Source organism: Mesorhizobium sp. G2-6-1 (assembly GCF_055809095.1).
The window spans coordinates 679494-697439 of the sequence record NZ_CM147896.1 but is presented as its reverse complement, the minus strand read 5'-3'; the positions used below and the strand labels follow the sequence as shown (position 1 = coordinate 697439).

Annotated in this window: 16 protein-coding genes; 12 read left to right on the top strand and 4 right to left on the bottom strand. The window is 58.1% G+C overall.

Annotated elements, in window-relative coordinates; all coding sequences use genetic code 11:
* The first annotated feature begins 4 nt into the window (after positions 1 to 4).
* Together AC0L7S_RS03355 and glyS are read left to right on the top strand one after the other, a co-directional pair.
* Positions 5 to 991: a glycine--tRNA ligase subunit alpha gene (locus AC0L7S_RS03355; RefSeq protein WP_473473074.1), complete on the top strand. Its 987-nt coding sequence runs from the start codon at positions 5 to 7 to the stop codon at positions 989 to 991.
* A gap of 107 nt (positions 992 to 1098) precedes the next feature.
* Entirely contained in the window at positions 1099 to 3573 is a 2475-nt protein-coding gene (glyS, locus tag AC0L7S_RS03350; RefSeq protein ID WP_473473073.1) for a glycine--tRNA ligase subunit beta, read from the top strand.
* Between the two features lie 14 nt (positions 3574 to 3587).
* Here the strand turns inward: glyS and AC0L7S_RS03345 are convergent, their stop codons facing one another.
* The gene (locus AC0L7S_RS03345; protein ID WP_473473072.1) at positions 3588 to 4298 is read right to left on the bottom strand and encodes a hypothetical protein; all 711 of its coding nucleotides are present in this window, start codon (positions 4296 to 4298) and stop codon (positions 3588 to 3590) included.
* 158 nt (positions 4299 to 4456) lie between these two features.
* Between AC0L7S_RS03345 and AC0L7S_RS03340 the strand changes: the two genes are divergently transcribed.
* From AC0L7S_RS03340 to AC0L7S_RS03330, 3 genes are all read left to right on the top strand, one after another.
* Positions 4457 to 5428 (top strand): L-threonylcarbamoyladenylate synthase, encoded by a 972-nt coding sequence (locus AC0L7S_RS03340; RefSeq protein ID WP_473473070.1) that lies wholly within the window; start codon positions 4457 to 4459, stop codon positions 5426 to 5428.
* A gap of 9 nt (positions 5429 to 5437) precedes the next feature.
* Positions 5438 to 6868 (top strand): FAD-binding oxidoreductase, encoded by a 1431-nt coding sequence (locus tag AC0L7S_RS03335; protein ID WP_473473069.1) that lies wholly within the window; start codon positions 5438 to 5440, stop codon positions 6866 to 6868.
* A gap of 181 nt (positions 6869 to 7049) precedes the next feature.
* Positions 7050 to 7616 (top strand): DUF6101 family protein, encoded by a 567-nt coding sequence (locus tag AC0L7S_RS03330; RefSeq protein ID WP_473473068.1) that lies wholly within the window; start codon positions 7050 to 7052, stop codon positions 7614 to 7616.
* A 6-nt stretch (positions 7617 to 7622) separates the two neighbouring features.
* On the opposite strand, the gene ubiA is transcribed toward AC0L7S_RS03330, so the two are convergent.
* Positions 7623 to 8606: a 4-hydroxybenzoate octaprenyltransferase gene (ubiA, locus tag AC0L7S_RS03325; protein WP_473474155.1), complete on the bottom strand. Its 984-nt coding sequence runs from the start codon at positions 8604 to 8606 to the stop codon at positions 7623 to 7625.
* Between the two features lie 138 nt (positions 8607 to 8744).
* Here ubiA and purD point away from each other — a divergent pair, with 138 nt between their 5' ends.
* Positions 8745 to 10022, top strand: a complete 1278-nt coding sequence (gene purD, locus AC0L7S_RS03320) for a phosphoribosylamine--glycine ligase (protein ID WP_473473066.1) — start codon at positions 8745 to 8747, stop codon at positions 10020 to 10022.
* Positions 10019 to 10432, top strand: a complete 414-nt coding sequence (gene arsC / locus AC0L7S_RS03315) for an arsenate reductase (glutaredoxin) (protein WP_473473064.1) — start codon at positions 10019 to 10021, stop codon at positions 10430 to 10432. The genes purD and arsC overlap by 4 nt, the downstream gene beginning before the upstream one ends.
* On the opposite strand, the gene AC0L7S_RS03310 is transcribed toward arsC, so the two are convergent.
* The gene (locus AC0L7S_RS03310; protein WP_473474154.1) at positions 10433 to 11725 is read right to left on the bottom strand and encodes a glycoside hydrolase family 25 protein; all 1293 of its coding nucleotides are present in this window, start codon (positions 11723 to 11725) and stop codon (positions 10433 to 10435) included.
* 287 nt (positions 11726 to 12012) lie between these two features.
* On the opposite strand from AC0L7S_RS03310, the gene AC0L7S_RS03305 reads away from it, so the two are divergent.
* Together AC0L7S_RS03305 and AC0L7S_RS03300 are read left to right on the top strand one after the other, a co-directional pair.
* A complete protein-coding gene (locus AC0L7S_RS03305) occupies positions 12013 to 13788 on the top strand; it encodes an acyl-CoA dehydrogenase (RefSeq protein ID WP_473473063.1) in 1776 nt (591 codons plus the stop codon).
* Between the two features lie 19 nt (positions 13789 to 13807).
* The gene (locus AC0L7S_RS03300) at positions 13808 to 14560 is read left to right on the top strand and encodes a crotonase/enoyl-CoA hydratase family protein (RefSeq protein WP_473473062.1); all 753 of its coding nucleotides are present in this window, start codon (positions 13808 to 13810) and stop codon (positions 14558 to 14560) included.
* A 24-nt stretch (positions 14561 to 14584) separates the two neighbouring features.
* Here the strand turns inward: AC0L7S_RS03300 and pdxH are convergent, their stop codons facing one another.
* Positions 14585 to 15202 carry a pyridoxamine 5'-phosphate oxidase gene (gene pdxH / locus AC0L7S_RS03295; protein WP_473473061.1) on the bottom strand — a complete coding sequence of 206 codons (618 nt, stop codon included), beginning with the start codon at positions 15200 to 15202 and terminating at the stop codon, positions 14585 to 14587.
* A gap of 142 nt (positions 15203 to 15344) precedes the next feature.
* Between pdxH and AC0L7S_RS03290 the strand changes: the two genes are divergently transcribed.
* From AC0L7S_RS03290 to fabI, 3 genes are all read left to right on the top strand, one after another.
* Positions 15345 to 15815 carry an RT0821/Lpp0805 family surface protein gene (locus tag AC0L7S_RS03290; protein ID WP_473473060.1) on the top strand — a complete coding sequence of 157 codons (471 nt, stop codon included), beginning with the start codon at positions 15345 to 15347 and terminating at the stop codon, positions 15813 to 15815.
* A gap of 97 nt (positions 15816 to 15912) precedes the next feature.
* Positions 15913 to 16845, top strand: coding sequence for a DnaJ C-terminal domain-containing protein (locus AC0L7S_RS03285; RefSeq protein ID WP_473473059.1), 933 nt, complete (start codon positions 15913 to 15915; stop codon positions 16843 to 16845).
* 105 nt (positions 16846 to 16950) lie between these two features.
* Positions 16951 to 17763 (top strand): enoyl-ACP reductase FabI, encoded by an 813-nt coding sequence (gene fabI, locus AC0L7S_RS03280; RefSeq protein ID WP_473473058.1) that lies wholly within the window; start codon positions 16951 to 16953, stop codon positions 17761 to 17763.
* Positions 17764 to 17946: the final 183 nt, after the last annotated feature.

The window sequence follows — 17946 nt, the reverse complement described above, 5'->3', positions numbered from 1 at the left end:
GCGGATGCGCACACTAGGGAATGCCAACCTGCCGCTCCCTTTCGAGGCCGTCGTGATTGCCGAATTGCCTGACCACATGCACCCCAGCCGTTCGTTTCAGGGGCTGATCCTCACGCTGCACAATTATTGGGCGGCCTATGGCTGTGCGATTTTGCAACCCTACGACATGGAAGTTGGCGCGGGAACTTTCCACCCGGCAACGACCCTGCGCGCGCTGGGGCCAAAGCGTTGGAATGCTGCCTATGTGCAGCCTTCGCGCCGGCCAAAGGATGGCCGCTATGGCGAAAATCCGAACCGCTTGCAGCACTATTACCAGTATCAGGTCATTCTGAAGCCGAACCCGGCAAACTTGCAGGAACTTTATCTCGGCTCTCTCGATGCGATCAGTGTCGACCCCCTGCTTCACGATATCCGATTTGTCGAGGATGACTGGGAAAGCCCGACGCTTGGCGCCTGGGGGTTGGGCTGGGAGTGCTGGTGCGACGGTATGGAAGTCTCGCAATTCACCTATTTCCAACAGGTCTGCGGCATCGAATGCGCCCCTGTAGCGGGTGAGCTTACCTATGGGCTTGAGCGCCTGGCCATGTATGTTCAGGGCGTCGACAATGTTTACGACCTCAATTTCAATGGCCGTGACGGAGCTGACAAGGTGACGTATGGCGATGTTTTCCTGCAAGCAGAGCAGGAATATTCGCGTCACAATTTCGAGTTTGCCAACACCGCCATGTTGCACAAGCATTTCGAAGACGCCGAAGGCGAATGCAAAGCATTGCTTCATTCCGGCGCGCCGGGCGACGCGGCTTCGCCACATCGCCTTGTGCTGCCAGCCTACGACCAGTGCATCAAGGCCAGCCATGTCTTCAACTTGCTGGACGCGCGCGGCGTCATCTCGGTGACTGAACGCCAAAGCTACATTTTGCGCGTGCGCGATCTGGCCAAGGCCTGCGGTGAGGCGTTTTTGCTGACCGAAGCCGGTGGTTTTGCCGCTTGAACCTGGCGCGCCGGGGTCGAGTGTCGCGATCTGCCCGTGCAAAGGGTGACAGCGGGCGGGCGACTTGCTATGCCGCGCCGGACCATTATTTCGCGTGAGCCCCATCGATGCCTGATCTGTTGCTTGAACTTCGTTCTGAAGAAATTCCTGCGCGCATGCAGCGCAAGGCTGCGGGCGATCTGAAAAAACTGGTGACTGATGCTCTGGTGAACGCCGGGCTGACATATGAGGCAGCGCGCGAATACTGGACGCCGCGCCGCCTCACACTTGATATCCGTGGGCTCAACGCGCGCTCCAGGGACATTCGCGAGGAACGCAAAGGACCGAGCACCAAGGCACCGGAACAGGCTGTGCAGGGGTTCCTGCGTTCAGCGGGCCTTGCCTCCATTGCTGATGCGCATGTGCACTCCGACCCGAAGAAGGGTGATTTCTACGTTGCCCATATCGTCAAGCAGGGCAGGGCGGCCGAAAATATCATCGCCGACATCATGCCCGGCATTGTCCGCTCATTCCCTTGGCCGAAGTCGATGCGCTGGGGCGCAGCCTCCGGCCCCAAGGGGCGCGAATACAACGGCGTTGAGGGGCGTGGTGGCGATGCCTTGCGCTGGGTCAGACCACTGCAATCCATTCTTTGCACCTTTGGGCCGGAAACCGAGGAACCGGTCGTTGTCGATTTCGAAATCGACGGGATCAGCTCCGGCAATGTCACCTATGGCCATCGCTTTCATGCGCCAGACGCCATAATCGTTCGTCGTTTCGATGATTACGCCGCCAAACTCGAAGCCGCCAAGGTCGTCATCGACGCTGACCGGCGCAGGGAAATCATCCTTGCCGACGCCAAAAATCTTGCTTTTGCCAATGGCCTCGATCTTGTCGAGGATGATGGATTGCTGGAGGAGGTATCGGGCCTCGTCGAATGGCCGGTCGTGCTGCTTGGCGAGTTCGAAGAGGATTTTCTCGCCATTCCGCCGGAGGTTATCCGTCTCACCATCAGGGCCAACCAGAAGTGCTTTGTCGCGCGCCCGCAGGGCACGGCCGACACTCTGGCCAATCGTTTCCTGCTTGTTGCCAATATCGAGGCGAAAGACGGCGGCACCGAGATTGCCTATGGCAATGGCAAAGTGGTGCGCGCGCGGCTTTCCGATGCGGTGCATTTCTGGAAAACCGATCAGGCCAATGTGCCTGACCTCGACCAGCTAACGGCGTCGGCGCAAAAGTTCGGGCTTGATCTCGCCAAGCCGCTCGACCAGCGCATGGCGCGCCTTGACCATTTGGGCGTCACCTTCCACGCCAAGCTTGGCACGCAGGGCGAGCGGGTGGAGCGCATCCGCCGGTTGGCCCGCGAGATCGCCCCGATTGTCGGTGCCGACCCGAAACTGGCGGCGCGTGCTGCGGCGCTTGCCAAGGCCGACCTGACCACCGAAATCGTCGGCGAGTTCCCCGAACTGCAAGGCGCGATGGGACGCAAATATGCATTGCTGCAAGGCGAGGATGCGTCAGTCGCCGCAGCCATCGAAGAACATTACAAACCGCAAGGCCCATCCGACCGTGTGCCCACCGATCCGGTATCAATAGCCGTGGCGCTGGCCGATAAACTCGACACGCTGGTCGGCTTCTGGGCGATTGATGAAAAACCAACCGGTTCCAAAGACCCGTTCGCCTTGCGCCGGGCCGCACTCGGCATAGTGCGGATATTGATCGAGAATGGGGTGGCGTTTCAAATTGCCCAACGTCTAGTTCATGGGCTCCGCTTCTGTCACGTCCATGCAAATATTGCTGAGCAGCGACAATTGAGTCACGAAGAAGCTTCGAAGAATCAAGCGACAAGCTCGCGCCTAATTCAACTTGCCACTCAGGCAGTTGAAATCGGCAATCTGCTTCGGTCTAGCGCGTCAGTTCAAAATGACGAGTATCCGCTTCTGAAAGACCTCCTCTCCTTCTTCCACGATCGCCTAAAGGTCTACCTCCGCGATCAGGGTGCGCGCCATGATTTGATTGATGCCGTGCTGGCGGGTGGAAACCCCTCATCCGGCCCTTCGGGCCACCTTCTCCCACAAGGGGAGAAGGAAGAAAGCGGCAGCGCGGCAGCCTCGCCCTCGCCCCTTGTGGGAGAGGGTGGATCGGCGCGTAGCGGCGAGACGGGTGAGGGGTATTCCTCCAACGACGACCTCTTGCAGATCGTGCGCAAGGTCGAGGCGCTGGGAAAATTCCTCGACACCGAGGATGGCAAGAACCTGTTGGCGGGCACCAAGCGCGCCGCCAATATTCTGGCTGCCGAGGAGAAGAAAGGCACCAGCATTGCCGCTTCGGTCGATGCGTCGCTGTTTAGCGAACAGCTTGAGAAAAACCTGTTTGCGGCATTGAATCAGGCCGAGAAGAAAGCAGTCGAAGCGATTCACAATGAAGACTTTTCAGGGGCCATGCTCGCACTTAGTGCATTGCGTGAACCAGTTGATTCATTCTTTGAACAGGTTCACGTAAATGATGAAGACGTGAATGTGCGCGCCAACCGCTTGGCGCTGCTCTCACGCATCCGTGCTGCAACCGACCAGGTGGCGGATTTCTCCAAAATTGCCGGGTGATAAGCCAGCCCCGCCTATTCGGCTTTGGCAGGTGCTGGCCGTTCAACCAGGATAGGCGCTGTGGGTGGAGGAGGCAGGTTCGCAGGTCTCTCGTCCTGCTTGGGTGCGTCCGCGTCTTGCGAGCGGCGCAACGAAGATGCAACGCTTGGCGCTATCGGCTGCGACACGAGGGTGGGCCTGATAGGCTCGGCTGCTTGAGCCGGTCTGCGTGATGGCGCACTCGGGGCAGGGGGTGCGGAAATAACCTCCTCGACCAGCCCGCCGCGAATGACCATTGGTGAAAATAACGGATCGCGGTTTGCGGGAGTCGGGACAGCCGCAACCTCCTCATAGCTCACTTCAGGCAACGGTTCGCCAAGTGCGATGATCGATGGTGAGATGATGGTCGGGGTATCCGCCAATTCGGCCTCTGCTATGGATGCAGCCTGCCAGTTTCCCGATGCCCAGTTTCCCGGCGTCCGGCTGCCAGGTGTCGAGCTTCCAGATGTCCAACTGCCAGGGGTAATGGCGAGCAAAGCCTGTTGCGAAGGGTCGAGCGCCGTCTTCTGGCCTGGCGTTGATGTTCCCGAAACCGCAATTTTGGTGGTTTCCGGCGCGCCCAATAGCACAAAAGACGGTGTCGACACCGGTTCCTCATTGCCAAAAGTGACAAATGAGGAAGCCGCCGCATCTCCACTCGTGACCGCCAGCAATAGCAGTCCATATGTCAGGACCCGCTTCGACAAGAATTTGCTCCCCTAGCCTGTGCACGCACAATAGCGACAACGCATTGATATCTGCTTGTGCAGAAGCCTACCATTTTAGTCATTTACGCTTTATCAACTGGCGCTTGCCGCGAAACACCTGCCGATGTAGGCAGCAAAACGTAAAAAAGGTGAGAATCGTGGCTGAAATAATTCCGGCAGACATGGCCATGGAACGGGCTTTGGCGTTGCTCGATGCTGGCGAGATCGTCGCCATCCCGACCGAAACCGTTTACGGCCTCGCCGGTGATGCGACAAATGGCGCGGCAGTTGCACATATATATGAAGCCAAGGGAAGGCCGAGTTTCAACCCGCTGATCGCTCATGTGTCCAGCCTTGTCATGGCTGAACGCATTGGCGTGTTCGATGCTTTGTCGCGCTCGCTGGCGCAAAAATTCTGGCCCGGTCCGCTGACATTGGTGGTCCCTGTGCGCCCGCAGTTCGGCATCCATTCTCTGGTGACGGCGGGGCTTGATACCATTGCCTTGCGTATGCCCCAGGGGTTCGGCGGCGAACTGATAGCCCGGCTAGGCCGTCCGCTGGCCGCACCAAGCGCCAATTCGTCGGGGCGCATCAGTTCAACCTCGGCGCACGCCGTGGCTGGTGATCTGGGCCCGAAGATCAAATTGATCGTTGACGGCGGCGCAACACCGGTCGGCGTGGAATCGACAATAATCAAGGTTGAGGATGGAAGGCTGATCCTGCTCAGGCCGGGTGGCATCGCGGCAAGCGACATCGAGCTTGCGGCAGGCAGAAAGCTTGAGCGAGGCGCAAAAGGCATTCATGCGCCCGGCATGATGGCTTCGCACTACGCGCCGAATGCGGCAATGCGGCTGAATGTCGATATTCTTGAACAGGGCGAGGCCCTGCTGGCGTTCGGGCCGGTGCGCGCGCAAGGGGCCAATCGCGCCACTCTGATGAAGAACCTTTCGCAGGCCGGCGATATGCGCGAGGCGGCAAGCAACCTGTTTGCGTGGCTTCACGAACTGGACCGCAGCGGAGCCAGCATCATCGCGGTCGAACCGATCCCGATGGACGGCCTTGGCGAGGCGATCAACGACCGGCTGGCGCGTGCCGCTGCACCGCGTGACATGACTGTGTCTGGAGGCTAGTTTGCGCCGATGAATGATGCGCCATCTCATCTCGATCCTGCAATTGTCGAACGCTTCGTTGCCATTGTCGGCGAGAAATATGCGCTGCAGAATCAGGACGACATCGCGCCATATCTGAGCGAGCGGCGCGGCTTGTGGCATGGCCGCACATCGCTGGTCTTGAGACCGGGCAGCGTCGAGGACGTCAGCCGGATCATGAGGCTTGCGAGCGAGACAGGCACGCCGATCGTGCCGCAAAGCGGCAATACCGGTCTTGTCGGCGCGCAGGTGCCGGATACGAGCGGGCGGGAGGTCGTTTTGTCGCTTTCACGTCTCAATCGAATTCGCGAAATGGATTTATTGTCGAACACGGTAACGGTTGAAGCTGGCGTCATCCTGCAAACCCTGCAAGAGGCCGCCGATGCGCAAGACAGGCTGTTTCCGCTGTCGTTGGCCGCGCAAGGGTCGTGCCAGATCGGCGGTAATCTCTCCTCCAATGCAGGCGGCACCAATGTGGTGGCATTCGGCAATGCCCGTGAACTCTGCCTTGGCGTCGAGGTGGTGTTGCCAACCGGCGAGGTCTTCGACGATTTGCGAAAGCTGAAGAAGGACAATACCGGCTATGATCTGAAAAGCTTGTTTGTCGGGGCGGAAGGCACGCTTGGCATTATCACCGCTGCGGTCTTGAAACTTTTTCCAAAGCCGAAAGGCAACGAAGTGGCTTTTGTGGGAGTGGCGTCCACTGAAGCCGCGCTTGCCTTGTTCGGTCTTGCCTCGGATCGGGGCGGCCATGCGCTTACCGCGTTTGAACTGATTGGCGCGCGACCCTACAACTACACCCTCCAACATGCGCCTGGCGTGGTGCGTCCGCTGGTGCAGGACTATCCTTGGTATGTCCTGATGCAGATTTCGTCGGGTCGTTCTGCAAATGACGCCCGGGAACTGATTGAAGAAATTCTTTCGGCTGGCCTTGAACAAGGCATTGTTGCCGATGCGGTCCTTGCCGCCAGTATCGAACAGGGCAAGGCGTTCTGGAATTTTCGCGAGATGCTACCCGAGGCACAAATAGCAGAAGGCGCGTCCATCAAGCACGACATTTCCGTTCCGGTTGCCGCCATCCCCGCTTTCATCGAAAAGGCTGAACTGGCGGTGGCCTCGGTCGAACCCGGCGCGCGCGTTGTCTGTTTCGGTCACATGGGCGACGGCAATCTGCATTATAATATTTCGCAGCCGGTCGGTGGCGATGCAGACGCGTTCTTGCGTCTTTACCCTCCCATGAACAAAGCCGTTCATGACGTGGTGCGCGCATTTCACGGCTCCATCTCGGCCGAGCATGGTATCGGCCAATTGAAACGCGATGAACTGATTGCAACGGCCCCGCCAATGGCCATCGACCTGATGCGCAGGGTCAAGGTGGCGTTCGATCCCGCAGGCATCATGAATCCCGGTAAGGTTATCTGATCCTTTCATTGCAGGGTCGCTGGTCGTACTCCGCTAACCATCTGTCAGATCAGCAAAATTTAACCGACTTTTTTAAGCCCGGCGGTAAGGTCCTCGCGCTACTGTATTTCCACAACGAGGTCGGAAAACGACCCGGAGAGAACCGGAAAACCGGCTCTCAGGAGAGACAGGAAGGCACCATATGAATACCGGACTGAAGCCAGTTTGGGCTGGGCGCAATATGCGTCTCGATCCGTTTCGTCTGCCGCAAGTGGTCAGTTACGCAACTTGCGACGACTATGGCGACGTCACATTCACCATAGACCGTCGTGGTGCCGTTGTTCGCCGCACACTTGAGATGAGCGGTTTGCCAGCGATCATCGCCATGCCGGCAAAGGCATTTCGCGGGGTTGCCGCGCGTGCCATGGAAGATCCGGATGGCAACGTCACCGTGACGCTCGAACTGCTTCACAACGATCCGATGCTGTCCGTGCCGCTTCTTGTGGCCGACGATCTGGATGATGTTGCCGCAGACTGGCGCGCCTGGGCCGATGCCTATGGTCTGCCGATGCTGCTGATCGAAGCAGATGGCGTGGCGCGCACATTGGAAGAATCGCTCGGTGCCGCGATCAAGACCCTGCCGCCACAGGAACGCCGCAAGGGGCGCGTTTCAAATTCACGTCGTCCACGCTTTCTGGCCCGCCGCCACGCTGGCGATCTGGGGCTCAGGCTGGTCGTCGACGGTGAGGAAATCATAGCGCCCGAATAACAACCGCTAAATTAGCGGCTTCAGCGCCGCCCACATGGCGCCGCCGATAAGGCCAAGAAAAATCAGCCAGCCAACCTGGTTGTTCGACCTGAACAGCCGCAGGCACTGGTCTGGGTCGTCAATGTCGAGTTTCGCGATCTGGCGTGTCATATGCGCGCCTGCCGCGATCAGTCCGGCCAGTGCCGGCACGGGAGCCTGCGCGGCGGCAAAGGCAAGCGCAAAAAACATCAGCGCACCGCCATAAAAGCCCATCAGCCATGATTTGGTATTTTCGCCAAACAGGCGCGCGGTGGAATGAACGCCGACAATGGCGTCGTCTTCCTTGTCCTGGTGCGCGTAAATGGTGTCATAGCCGATCACCCACAAAATAGCGCCGATATAGAGAAACACCGCCGGGCCATCAATATCGCCGAACTCGGCCGCCCATCCCATCAGCGCGCCCCAGGAAAAGGCAAGCCCGAGAACGAGTTGCGGCCAATTGGTGAATCGCTTCATGAATGGATAGATGGCCACCACGGCCAGCGATGAAATGCCAAGTCCGATGGTAAAACCGTTAAACTGCACCAGCACGATCAGCCCGGCCAATGCCTGCGCAATCATGAAAATGCGGGCCTGCCAGCGTGTCACTTGCCCGGATGGCAACGGACGCGAGCGGGTGCGCTCGACCTGATTGTCGATGCCTACGTCAACAAGATCGTTGTAGGTGCAGCCTGCGCCACGCATGGCAATGGCCCCGATGAGGAAAAGCACCAGCGTCCACGGAGAGGGCAACAGCGACAGGAGCGGATCGCCGGGCCGGGCGAAGGAACTGGCCGCAAGAGCTGCCGACCACAAGCATGGCCATAACAGCAACTGCCAGCCGATTGGCCGGTCCCAGCGTGCAAGTTGCGCATAGGGCCATGCAGCGCGTGGCAACGCCCGGTACACCCAATGATCGGAGGGGGCATCGGCAACGCGCCCCTGCGCCGTTTTCGTCTGAACCGTTTCCATGTCGTTGGAGTGGCAGTAGTCGCCATTGCCGTCAAGACGGTGAATTGTCTTTGATAAGTTGGCGTGACGCTTGACCCGCTGATGTTGGAGCCATACCGGAAGACCTGTCAGCGATCGCGACAAGTGAGGTGCGCCAGTATGAATGTCCTTCTTCTCGGTTCCGGCGGGCGCGAACACGCATTGGCATGGCGGCTTGCCGGCTCGCCACTTCTGACAAAATTATACGCCGCTCCTGGCAATCCGGGCATCGCCGCGGAAGCCGAAATCGCTCCGCTCGATATTAGCGACCATGCGGCGGTGTGTCAGTTCTGTGCGCAAAAGCAGATTGACCTTGTCGTTGTCGGCCCGGAAGCACCGCTTGTTGCTGGCATTGCCGACGATTTGCGTGGCGCAGGCATTCGTGTTTTCGGACCCACAAAAGCGGCAGCACAGCTTGAGGGGTCCAAGGGCTTCACCAAGGATTTATGTGCCAGATACGACATTCCCACCGCCGCCTATGGCCGCTTCGACAAGCTGGCTGCAGCCCAAGCATATGTCGAGGCAAACGGTGCCCCCATTGTCATCAAGGCTGATGGATTGGCGGCTGGTAAAGGCGTTACCGTTGCCATGACGCTCGACGAGGCGCTTGCCGCGCTCGACGCCTGTTTCGACGGGTCGTTCGGCAGCGCCGGTGCGGAGGTCGTGGTCGAGGAATTTCTGACCGGTGAGGAAGCAAGTTTCTTTTGTTTGTGTGACGGGGTGACGGCGCTGCCTTTCGGCACGGCGCAGGACCACAAGCGCGTCGGCGAAGGAGATGTCGGCCCCAACACCGGCGGTATGGGTGCTTATTCGCCAGCCCCCGTCATGACGCCGGACATGATCGAGCGCACCATGCGCGACATCGTCGAGCCAACCATGCGCGGAATGAGCGACCTTGGAATGCCGTTCTCAGGTGTTCTGTTTGTCGGCCTGATGATCGACGCCGATGGGCCGAAATTGATCGAATATAATGTTCGTTTCGGCGACCCTGAATGCCAGGTGTTGTTGATGCGCCTGAAAGAAGATTTGCTTGTTTTGCTCAACGCTGCAACCGATGGGCAGCTTGGCCATATGTCGGCGCGCTGGCGCGACGAGGCCGCTTTGGCCGTGGTGGTGGCTGCCAATGGCTATCCGGGCGCGCCTGAAAAGGGCTCGACCATTGCAAATATCGAAGCCGCCGCAACAGACGGCGTGCAAGTGTTTCATGCTGGTACGGCGATCATTGACGGCGCGCTGGTTGCCAATGGCGGGCGTGTGCTGAATGTAGCGGCGACCGGCGCTAGCGTAAAAGCTGCGCAGGAAAGGGCTTATGCGGCGGTTGATCTCATCGACTGGCCGCAGGGTTTTTGCCGGCGCGACATAGGTTGGCGCGCTGTAGAGAGGGAAGACAAAAAATGACCGCCACCATCTATCACAACCCCGCTTGCGGCACGTCGCGCAATACGCTGGCCATGATCCGCGCTTCGGGTGAGGAGCCGGAAATTATCGAATATTTGAAAACGCCGCCATCACGCCAGAGGCTTGTAGAACTCCTCGAACTTCTGGCGATGACCCCGCGCGAGCTTCTGCGCGAAAAGGGCACGCCCTACGGTGAATTGGGTCTTGGCGATCCCAAGTGGAGCGACGCCGAACTCATCGACTTCATGCTGGCGCATCCAATTCTGATAAATCGCCCCATCGTCGTTACGCAGAAAGGTGCGGTGCTGGCGCGCCCGTCCGAGAAGGTTCTGGAAATTCTTGACGGCTCAGGCATCGGTGATTTCACCAAGGAAGATGGCCAGGTCGTCAAAGCTCAACCCAAGGGTTGATTACGGCCAGTATGGACGCATTTCCGGTCCCACTGAACCAGTGCTGATTGGGTCGATGCCGCCAGCGCGCCGCTGCGCGTGATTGGTGCGCCGCTGCGCGTGATTGGTGCGCCGCTCCGCGCTCCGCATCTGGATTTGCGCCATCTTCGGCGTATAGCCGGCATCTACAGCCGCTGCGATTGTTCGCGACGCCTCGGCAATTGCAATTAGTGAACTGGATGCGCCGCGCTTGGCCGCCGCATATTCAGCCATTCCCTCTTGATAACGATCATCCATTTTCATGGCCGGAAGAACCCAGCCTTGGCGGAATTTTGTCCAGCCGGAGCCAAGGGTCGCGACCAGTTCTTGAAAGGTTGGTGGTGTGGCAACGGCTGCATAGGTGATGGAGACTTCGCCTTTGAGGCCATCTGCGCGTGTGATTGGGACGGGAACGCTGGCGATGTAGTCGACCGGAACATCTATCAACCCGCCAAATGGCCATTTCTGTTTGAGCTCAGCAGCCGTCATTGGAGCTACATTGACGTCAATATCGGTCGGCGTTCCGGGTGGACGGTAGGGGCATTTGCGCTTGTTGCAATTGGCCTGAGCCGAGAACTGCCAAAGCGCGTAGCCATGCCAGTTGCCCTTTGGAAAATGCACATCGATGTCGGGCTTGTAGCGCGCATACCAAAGCGGCAGGCGCGACAGAAGCCGGTAGCGATAGCGATTGTCAGCGATGTGCTTGGCCGTCGAGCCATTGGTGTAAAGAATGGGAAACCGGCCAGTGCGCCGATGAACGTGGCGCACAAATTCTTCGGCATCATCCAGCGACATCCATCGTTCGGGATCATTGTCCTCGATGTCGATGGCAAGCAGATCGTCAGGACCGGGCTCGGCAAAATCAATGAAATTATTGGCTTGCTCGATCGGGTTTCCCGGACGGGCAAGATGATAGGCACCCCATTGCAGGCCAAGCGCCTTGGCGATGGTTCGGCGTGTGTGAAACAGTTCGCGCGTCACCGCATGGCGCTTCCACAGTGCCTTGCATAATCTTATCGCATCTTCATCGCCTGAACAAAAATAAGGCGGAGGCAGGCCATCCGAAGCCTTGTTGATGAAACCGGCGATGCGTTTGTCCGAAACAAGTGCGTTCCAGTCGATGGAATTATATTCATAGGCGTCGATAACGAGTGCCCGGTCGGCGTTCTTCCACGGTTCTGAGAATTCGGAGGCTTGAACATCAGCGACCGTTGCACTTGTTGCAGTCACCGCAACGACAGCGGCCTGCAAAAGACTGTGTATCGGCAATACCAAGCCTGAGCCCCCATCGGTCAATCACCCATTTTGCTTGCGTATGGTTAATGAATTGCTTTGTTGAACGCTGGCCGCCAAACTATTGCTCAAACAGGGGGTGGCGAATGGGCAAGGATGGTGGATGGCATGTCAATGTTGTATGTAATCCATCGTGATGCTGGCAGAGATTTCGCGTGACAATATTTTGACGCTTACGTAAAAGGTAGTGAGAGCGTGAATATTGCCCGCGCTGCTATTGTGGCGGCGGTGCATCTGAGAAAAATGACGATCAGGCAGGAGCGAACGGCATGTATCAAGCACCCGTTGAGGAAATTGCTTTCACCTTGAAGCACGTTTCCGGTCTCAAGGATGTGCTCGCCTCGGGTGCGCATGAAGAACTGAGCGAGGACCTTGTCGATGCAGTGTTGCAAGAAGCCGGGCGCTTCGCATCCGACGAGATTGCACCACTCGCCAAGGTCGGTGATGAAACAGGTGCCGTTCTCAAAGACGCCATCGTCACGATGCCACCGGGCTGGAAAGACCTTTACCAGCGCTGGACCGAAGGTGGCTGGAACGCCCTTTCAGGACCGCAAGAGCATGGCGGACAGGCTTTGCCAGCCATGGTGGCCATGGCGGCTTTCGAGATGTGGAATGGCGCATCAATGGCCTTTGGTCTTGGCCCGACCCTGACAATGGGAGCCATCGAGGCAATTGATAAACATGCCAGCGACGACTTGAAGGCAACATATCTGTCGAAACTGGTTTCAGGCGCGTGGATGGGCACGATGAACCTGACCGAGCCGCAGGCCGGGTCGGATGTGGGTGCTTTGCGCACGCGTGCGGAACGCGGCTCCGATGGTTCCTATCGAATCTTCGGCCAAAAGATATTCATTACCTATGGCGAGCATGATTTCACCGACAATATTGTTCATCTGGTGTTGGCGCGCTTGCCCGACGCTCCGGCAGGCACCCGCGGGATTTCGTTGTTTCTCGTGCCGAAATTTTTCGTCAATGACGACGGTTCGCTTGGTGCGCGCAATGACGTTTTCTGTTCCGGGCTGGAGCACAAGCTGGGCATTCATGCCTCGCCGACTTGCACCATGATCTATGGTGAAGGTTTTGAGGACGCCACGCCGGGCGCTGTTGGCTGGCTTGTCGGCGAGGAAAACAAGGGTCTGGCTTGCATGTTCACGATGATGAACAATGCCCGGCTTGCTGTCGGCATGGAAGGCGTTGCCATCGCCGAGGCGGCATCCCAGAAGGCGCTCGCCTTCGCCAATGAACGGCGCCAGGGCAAGGCAGCCAGCCATTCGGGCAATGGCATGGCGCCAATCGTTCATCACCCGGATGTCCAGCGCGATCTGTTGACCATGAAGGCACTGACCCAGATCGCCCGCGCGATATGCTATAGCTGCGCCCATGCGACCGACATGGGCAGCGCGACGCAAGGTGACGAACGAACCAACTGGCTTGATCGTGCAAATTTGCTGACCCCGCTGGCCAAGGCATTTTCTACCGATATTGGCGTGGAGGTGGCATCACTTGGCATTCAGGTGCATGGCGGTATGGGGTTCATCGAGGAAACGGGCGCGGCTGTTCTTTATCGCGATGCCCGCATTGCACCGATCTACGAAGGCACCAATGGCATTCAGGCAATTGATCTTGTCACGCGCAAATTGCCATTGGGCGATGGTGAGCAGGTACACCGCTATATTGACGAGTTGATCGCCATTGCCAGTGCCATCCGTACCTCGGGGCTCGCCGGGTTCGGGCAGACGTCGGACCTGCTCGATCAGGCGCTTGACGATCTTTCGGAGACCACCCGCTTCTTGCAGTACCAGCTTGAAAAGGGCGCGACCGGCGATGTTCTGGCCGGTGCAACGCCTTATCTCAGATTGATGGCGCTTGCCGCGGGAGGTGCCTATCTCGCCCGCGCCGCATTGGCCGATCCATCGGAAGCGCGCATCGCATTGTGCAGATTTTTCGCCGAGAATCATCTTGGTGAAGTCGGCGCGTTGAAAGATCGTGTTATCGGCGGCGCTTCCAGCCTCACGGCTGCCGGACAGGCGCTAATTTTCACTTGATCATCAGGGGTGCTGAGTTTTGACCGATCATATCCTTATCGAACGGCGCGGCGCGGTGCAGGTCATCCGCATCAATCGGCCCGACAAGAAGAACGCGTTGACGCGTGCAATGTACGCGAAAATGGCGTCGGCACTGGCTGAAGGCGATGGCGACCCGGAGGTCCGGGCCCATGTATTCCTGGGGGTTCCGGGTGCCTTTTCGGCGGGCAACGACCTTGCCGATTTTCTGGCCGTGGCAACGGGTGCGGAAGGTGGCGCGGAAGTCTGGGATTTCCTGCTGGCGTTGGCGATGTCGCAAAAGCCGATGGTCTCCGGTGTCGATGGCATTGCGGTCGGCATCGGAACGACGCTCAATCTCCATTGCGACCTCACTTTCGCAACGCCACGCACCATTTTCAAAACACCGTTTGTCGATCTTGGCCTCGTCCCGGAAGCAGGTTCCAGTCTGCTAGTACCGCAAATTCTTGGACGCCAGCGTGCATTTGCCTTGCTTGGCCTTGGCGAAGGATTATCGGCAGCTGAGGCGAAAGAAACGGGGTTGATCTATGATGTTGTCGAGGAAAACGATCTGGAAACGGTGACGTTGGCTGCCGCCGAGACCATCGCAGCCAAACCGCCACAGGCATTGAAGATTGCCCGCGACCTGATGCGCGGTTCGCAAGATGCGCTCGTTGCGCGCATCAAGGAGGAGGGTGAGCATTTCCGCGAACGGCTTCAGTCTGACGAGGCAAGGGCTGCACTTGTCGCTTTTATGAACCGCAAGAAGGCCTGATCCTCGCGGCCATTGATACAAGCCTCACGGATAAAGCCGCTCTTTGCTCCAGCTATCTTCACCTGTCCGGCTGAACACAACGCGGTCGTGCAGCCGGAATGGGCGGTCGTGCCAGAACTCGATTGTCTGCGGCAGAATGCGAAAGCCTGACCAATAATCGGGGCGGGGAATATCACCAATCGCGTAGCGGGCGGTGTATTCGGCGACCGCCTTTTCCAGCGCGAAGCGGCTTTCCAAAGGCCGCGATTGTTTTGAAGCCCACGCACCGATGCGGCTGCCGCGCGGGCGGCTTTGATAATAGGCATCGGCTTCGGTGTCACTGACGACCTCGACCGCGCCGCGCACTCTGACCTGGCGGCGCAGCGATTTCCAGTGGAAACACATGGCAGCCTTCATGCTGGCTAAAATCTCGCGACCCTTGGCGCTTTCAAAATTCGTGTAGAAAACGAAGCCGCGCTCATCAAAGCCTTTGAGCAGTACCATGCGCACATCCGGCATTCCGTCAGGATCGACGCTCGCCAGGGCAACGCCGTTCGGATCGTTGGGCTCCGATTTCGTCGCATCATCCAGCCATTCGGCAAACAACCGGTAAGGCTCTGAACTTTCGGTAAAGTCACCAGATGTTAACTGCATTTCGCTCATAGTTTTCTCAATTTTAATCTTTTAGAACAATTCCAGCAAAAAGGTGCAACGGCTTTTCGTCCGGAATTGTGCGAAAACAAATACTTGGGGCAGTTCGGTGATTCTATCAAAAGCTGAACCGCTCTAGCGGGGAGACTACCGATTGTTGCGTATCGCGCAGACCTTTGACAGTTGGCAGTCGGGTAATTTCGTATCGGCCAGCAGGAAAATTGCGGTTTTCCAGGCCATCGTTTTGCTATCTGGCTGTGGGGCTGGCGGTTTCAGTCTGGAAAAGGCCGAGATCGACCGCTCGATCATCACCAGCAATGTGCCTGAAAACCCATCCTTGTCTACCTCGACGGACGTTGAATTGGCTGCCGATCAGGTAACGATCCGCAATGCGGTGTCGTCTGCCGACCTTCAGGGATTGGCCGGCAACGCCGTGCCGTGGGCCAATCCCGATACTGGTTCGCGCGGGTCGATCACCCATTTGAGCGAATCCGAAGTTGGAGGAAAGCTTTGCCGGTCGTTTACCACGACTCGTGAGAGGTTTGACGGCGTGGCGCTGTTGAAAGGGCGCATTTGCGCGCTTGGTGCGGGTATTTGGCAATTTAATGGCTTCTCGGCTGTCTGATTATCCGGTTTGCCTGCAATGCAGCACTGGAATTTCTTCCTATGCAGGCGCATATACAAGGCGACCATGAACTCGTTTTGTCTTTCAGGCAGGATTTATGCGCGACCCATATGAAGTTCTGGGTGTTGCACGCAGTGCTTCGTCCAAGGATATAAAATCGGCATATCGCAAGCTCGCCAAGAAGAATCATCCAGATCAAAATCCGGATGATCCCAAGGCGAAGGACCGTTTTGCTGCGGCCAGTCAGGCCTATGAGGTCATCGGCGACGAAAAGGCTCGTGCCGCATTCGACCGGGGCGAGATCGGCGCTGACGGCAAACCCCTGTATCAAGGCTTTGAAAATGCAGGCGGGGCAGACCCGTTTGCGGGATTTCGCCGCCAGCAGCAAGGCCCCGGCAGTTCGCATTTCGAATTTCGTTCCACTGGTCAGGGTGCCGAGGCTTTTGGCGGCGCAGACGTTTTCAGCCAGATTTTCGGCGATGCCTTCGCCAAGCAGCGCGCGGGAGCCGGGGCAGGCGAGCGCAGGCGTCAGGCCCCGGTTGGCAGTGATGTCAATGCGACGCTCGACATCACCATCGAAGAGGCCGCGACTGCTGCAAAGGTGACGGCGCAATTTCCTGGCGGGCGCAAGATTGCCGTGAAATTGCCGGCCTATGTTGAAGACGGCCAGACAATCAGGCTGAAAGGACAGGGTGAACAGGGTTATGGTGGGGCAGGTGATGCGCTCGTCAAGATCAGGTTTCGCCGCCATCCGCGCTACCGTGTCGAAGGGCGCGACCTTCACGCCGACCTTCCCGTTTCGCTAAGCGACGCGGTGCTGGGCGCGAAAGTGGCCGTGGAAACGCCAACTGGAAAACTGGCGTTGAACGTGCCGGCATGGTCGAGTTCCGACAAGGTATTGCGCCTCAAAGGCCGCGGCCTGCCGGAAAAAACCGGTGGGCACGCAGACCTCTACGTGCATGTCCGGCTGATGCTGCCCGAAGGTGGTGACAGCGATCTCGAAGCCTTGATGCGCACCAAAACCAACTGAAACTGCCAGCTTTAGCTGTGCCGACTATGCGTTTGCACGCTTGAAGGCTTTGTGTGCCTGTGCGATAGGGCTTGTTCCAAGCACAAATGTCCGGAGTACGCTCATATGGCGGGTGAACAGGGCCTAATGGCCGGCAAAAAAGGCCTCATTCTCGGTGTCGCCAACAATCGATCGATTGCCTGGGGAATAGCCAAGGCTTGCGTCGATCATGGCGCGGAAATCGCGATGACATATCAAGGCGAGGCGTTCAAGAAGCGCGTCGAGCCGCTTGCTACCGAACTGGGTGCCCATGTTGCGGGCCATTGCGACGTGACCGACGCGGCAAGCCTCGATGCCGTTTTTGCCGATGTTACCAGTCATTTCGGCAAGATCGACTTTCTCGTTCACGCCATCGCTTTTTCCGACAAGGAGGAGCTTGACGGGCGCTATGTCGAAACCACGCGTGCAAATTTCTCGCGCACCATGGAAATCTCGGTCTTTTCGTTCACCGATATCGCCAAACGCGCCGAGGCCATCATGAATGATGGCGGCTCGCTTTTGACGTTGACCTATTACGGCGCTGAAAAGGTCATGCCGCACTACAATGTCATGGGCGTTGCCAAAGCGGCATTGGAAGCCAGCGTTCGCTATCTGGCGGTTGATCTCGGCTCGCGCGGCATCCGCGTCAATGCGATCTCGGCCGGTCCCATCAAGACGCTCGCCGCGTCCGGCATTGGCGATTTCCGCTATATCCTCAAATGGAACGAATATAATTCGCCATTGAAGCGCACGGTAACACCTGAGGAAGTCGGCGATTCCGGCCTCTATCTGTTGTCGGACCTGTCGCGCGGCGTGACCGGCGAGGTCCACCACGTCGATTCCGGCTATCATGTCGTGGGCATGAAGGCCGTCGACGCACCGGATATTTCTACGGTCTAATGCATGTCGCCCAAAAGTGTGCAGCGGTTTTGGGGTAACGACATGCATGAAACAAAAAGCATGTCGCCCAAAAGTGTGCAGCGGTTTTGGGGTAATGACATGCATGAAACAAAAAGCATGTCGCCCAAAAGTGTGTAGCGGTTTTGGGGCAACGACTTGCATGAAGAAAATACTTGGACCGGC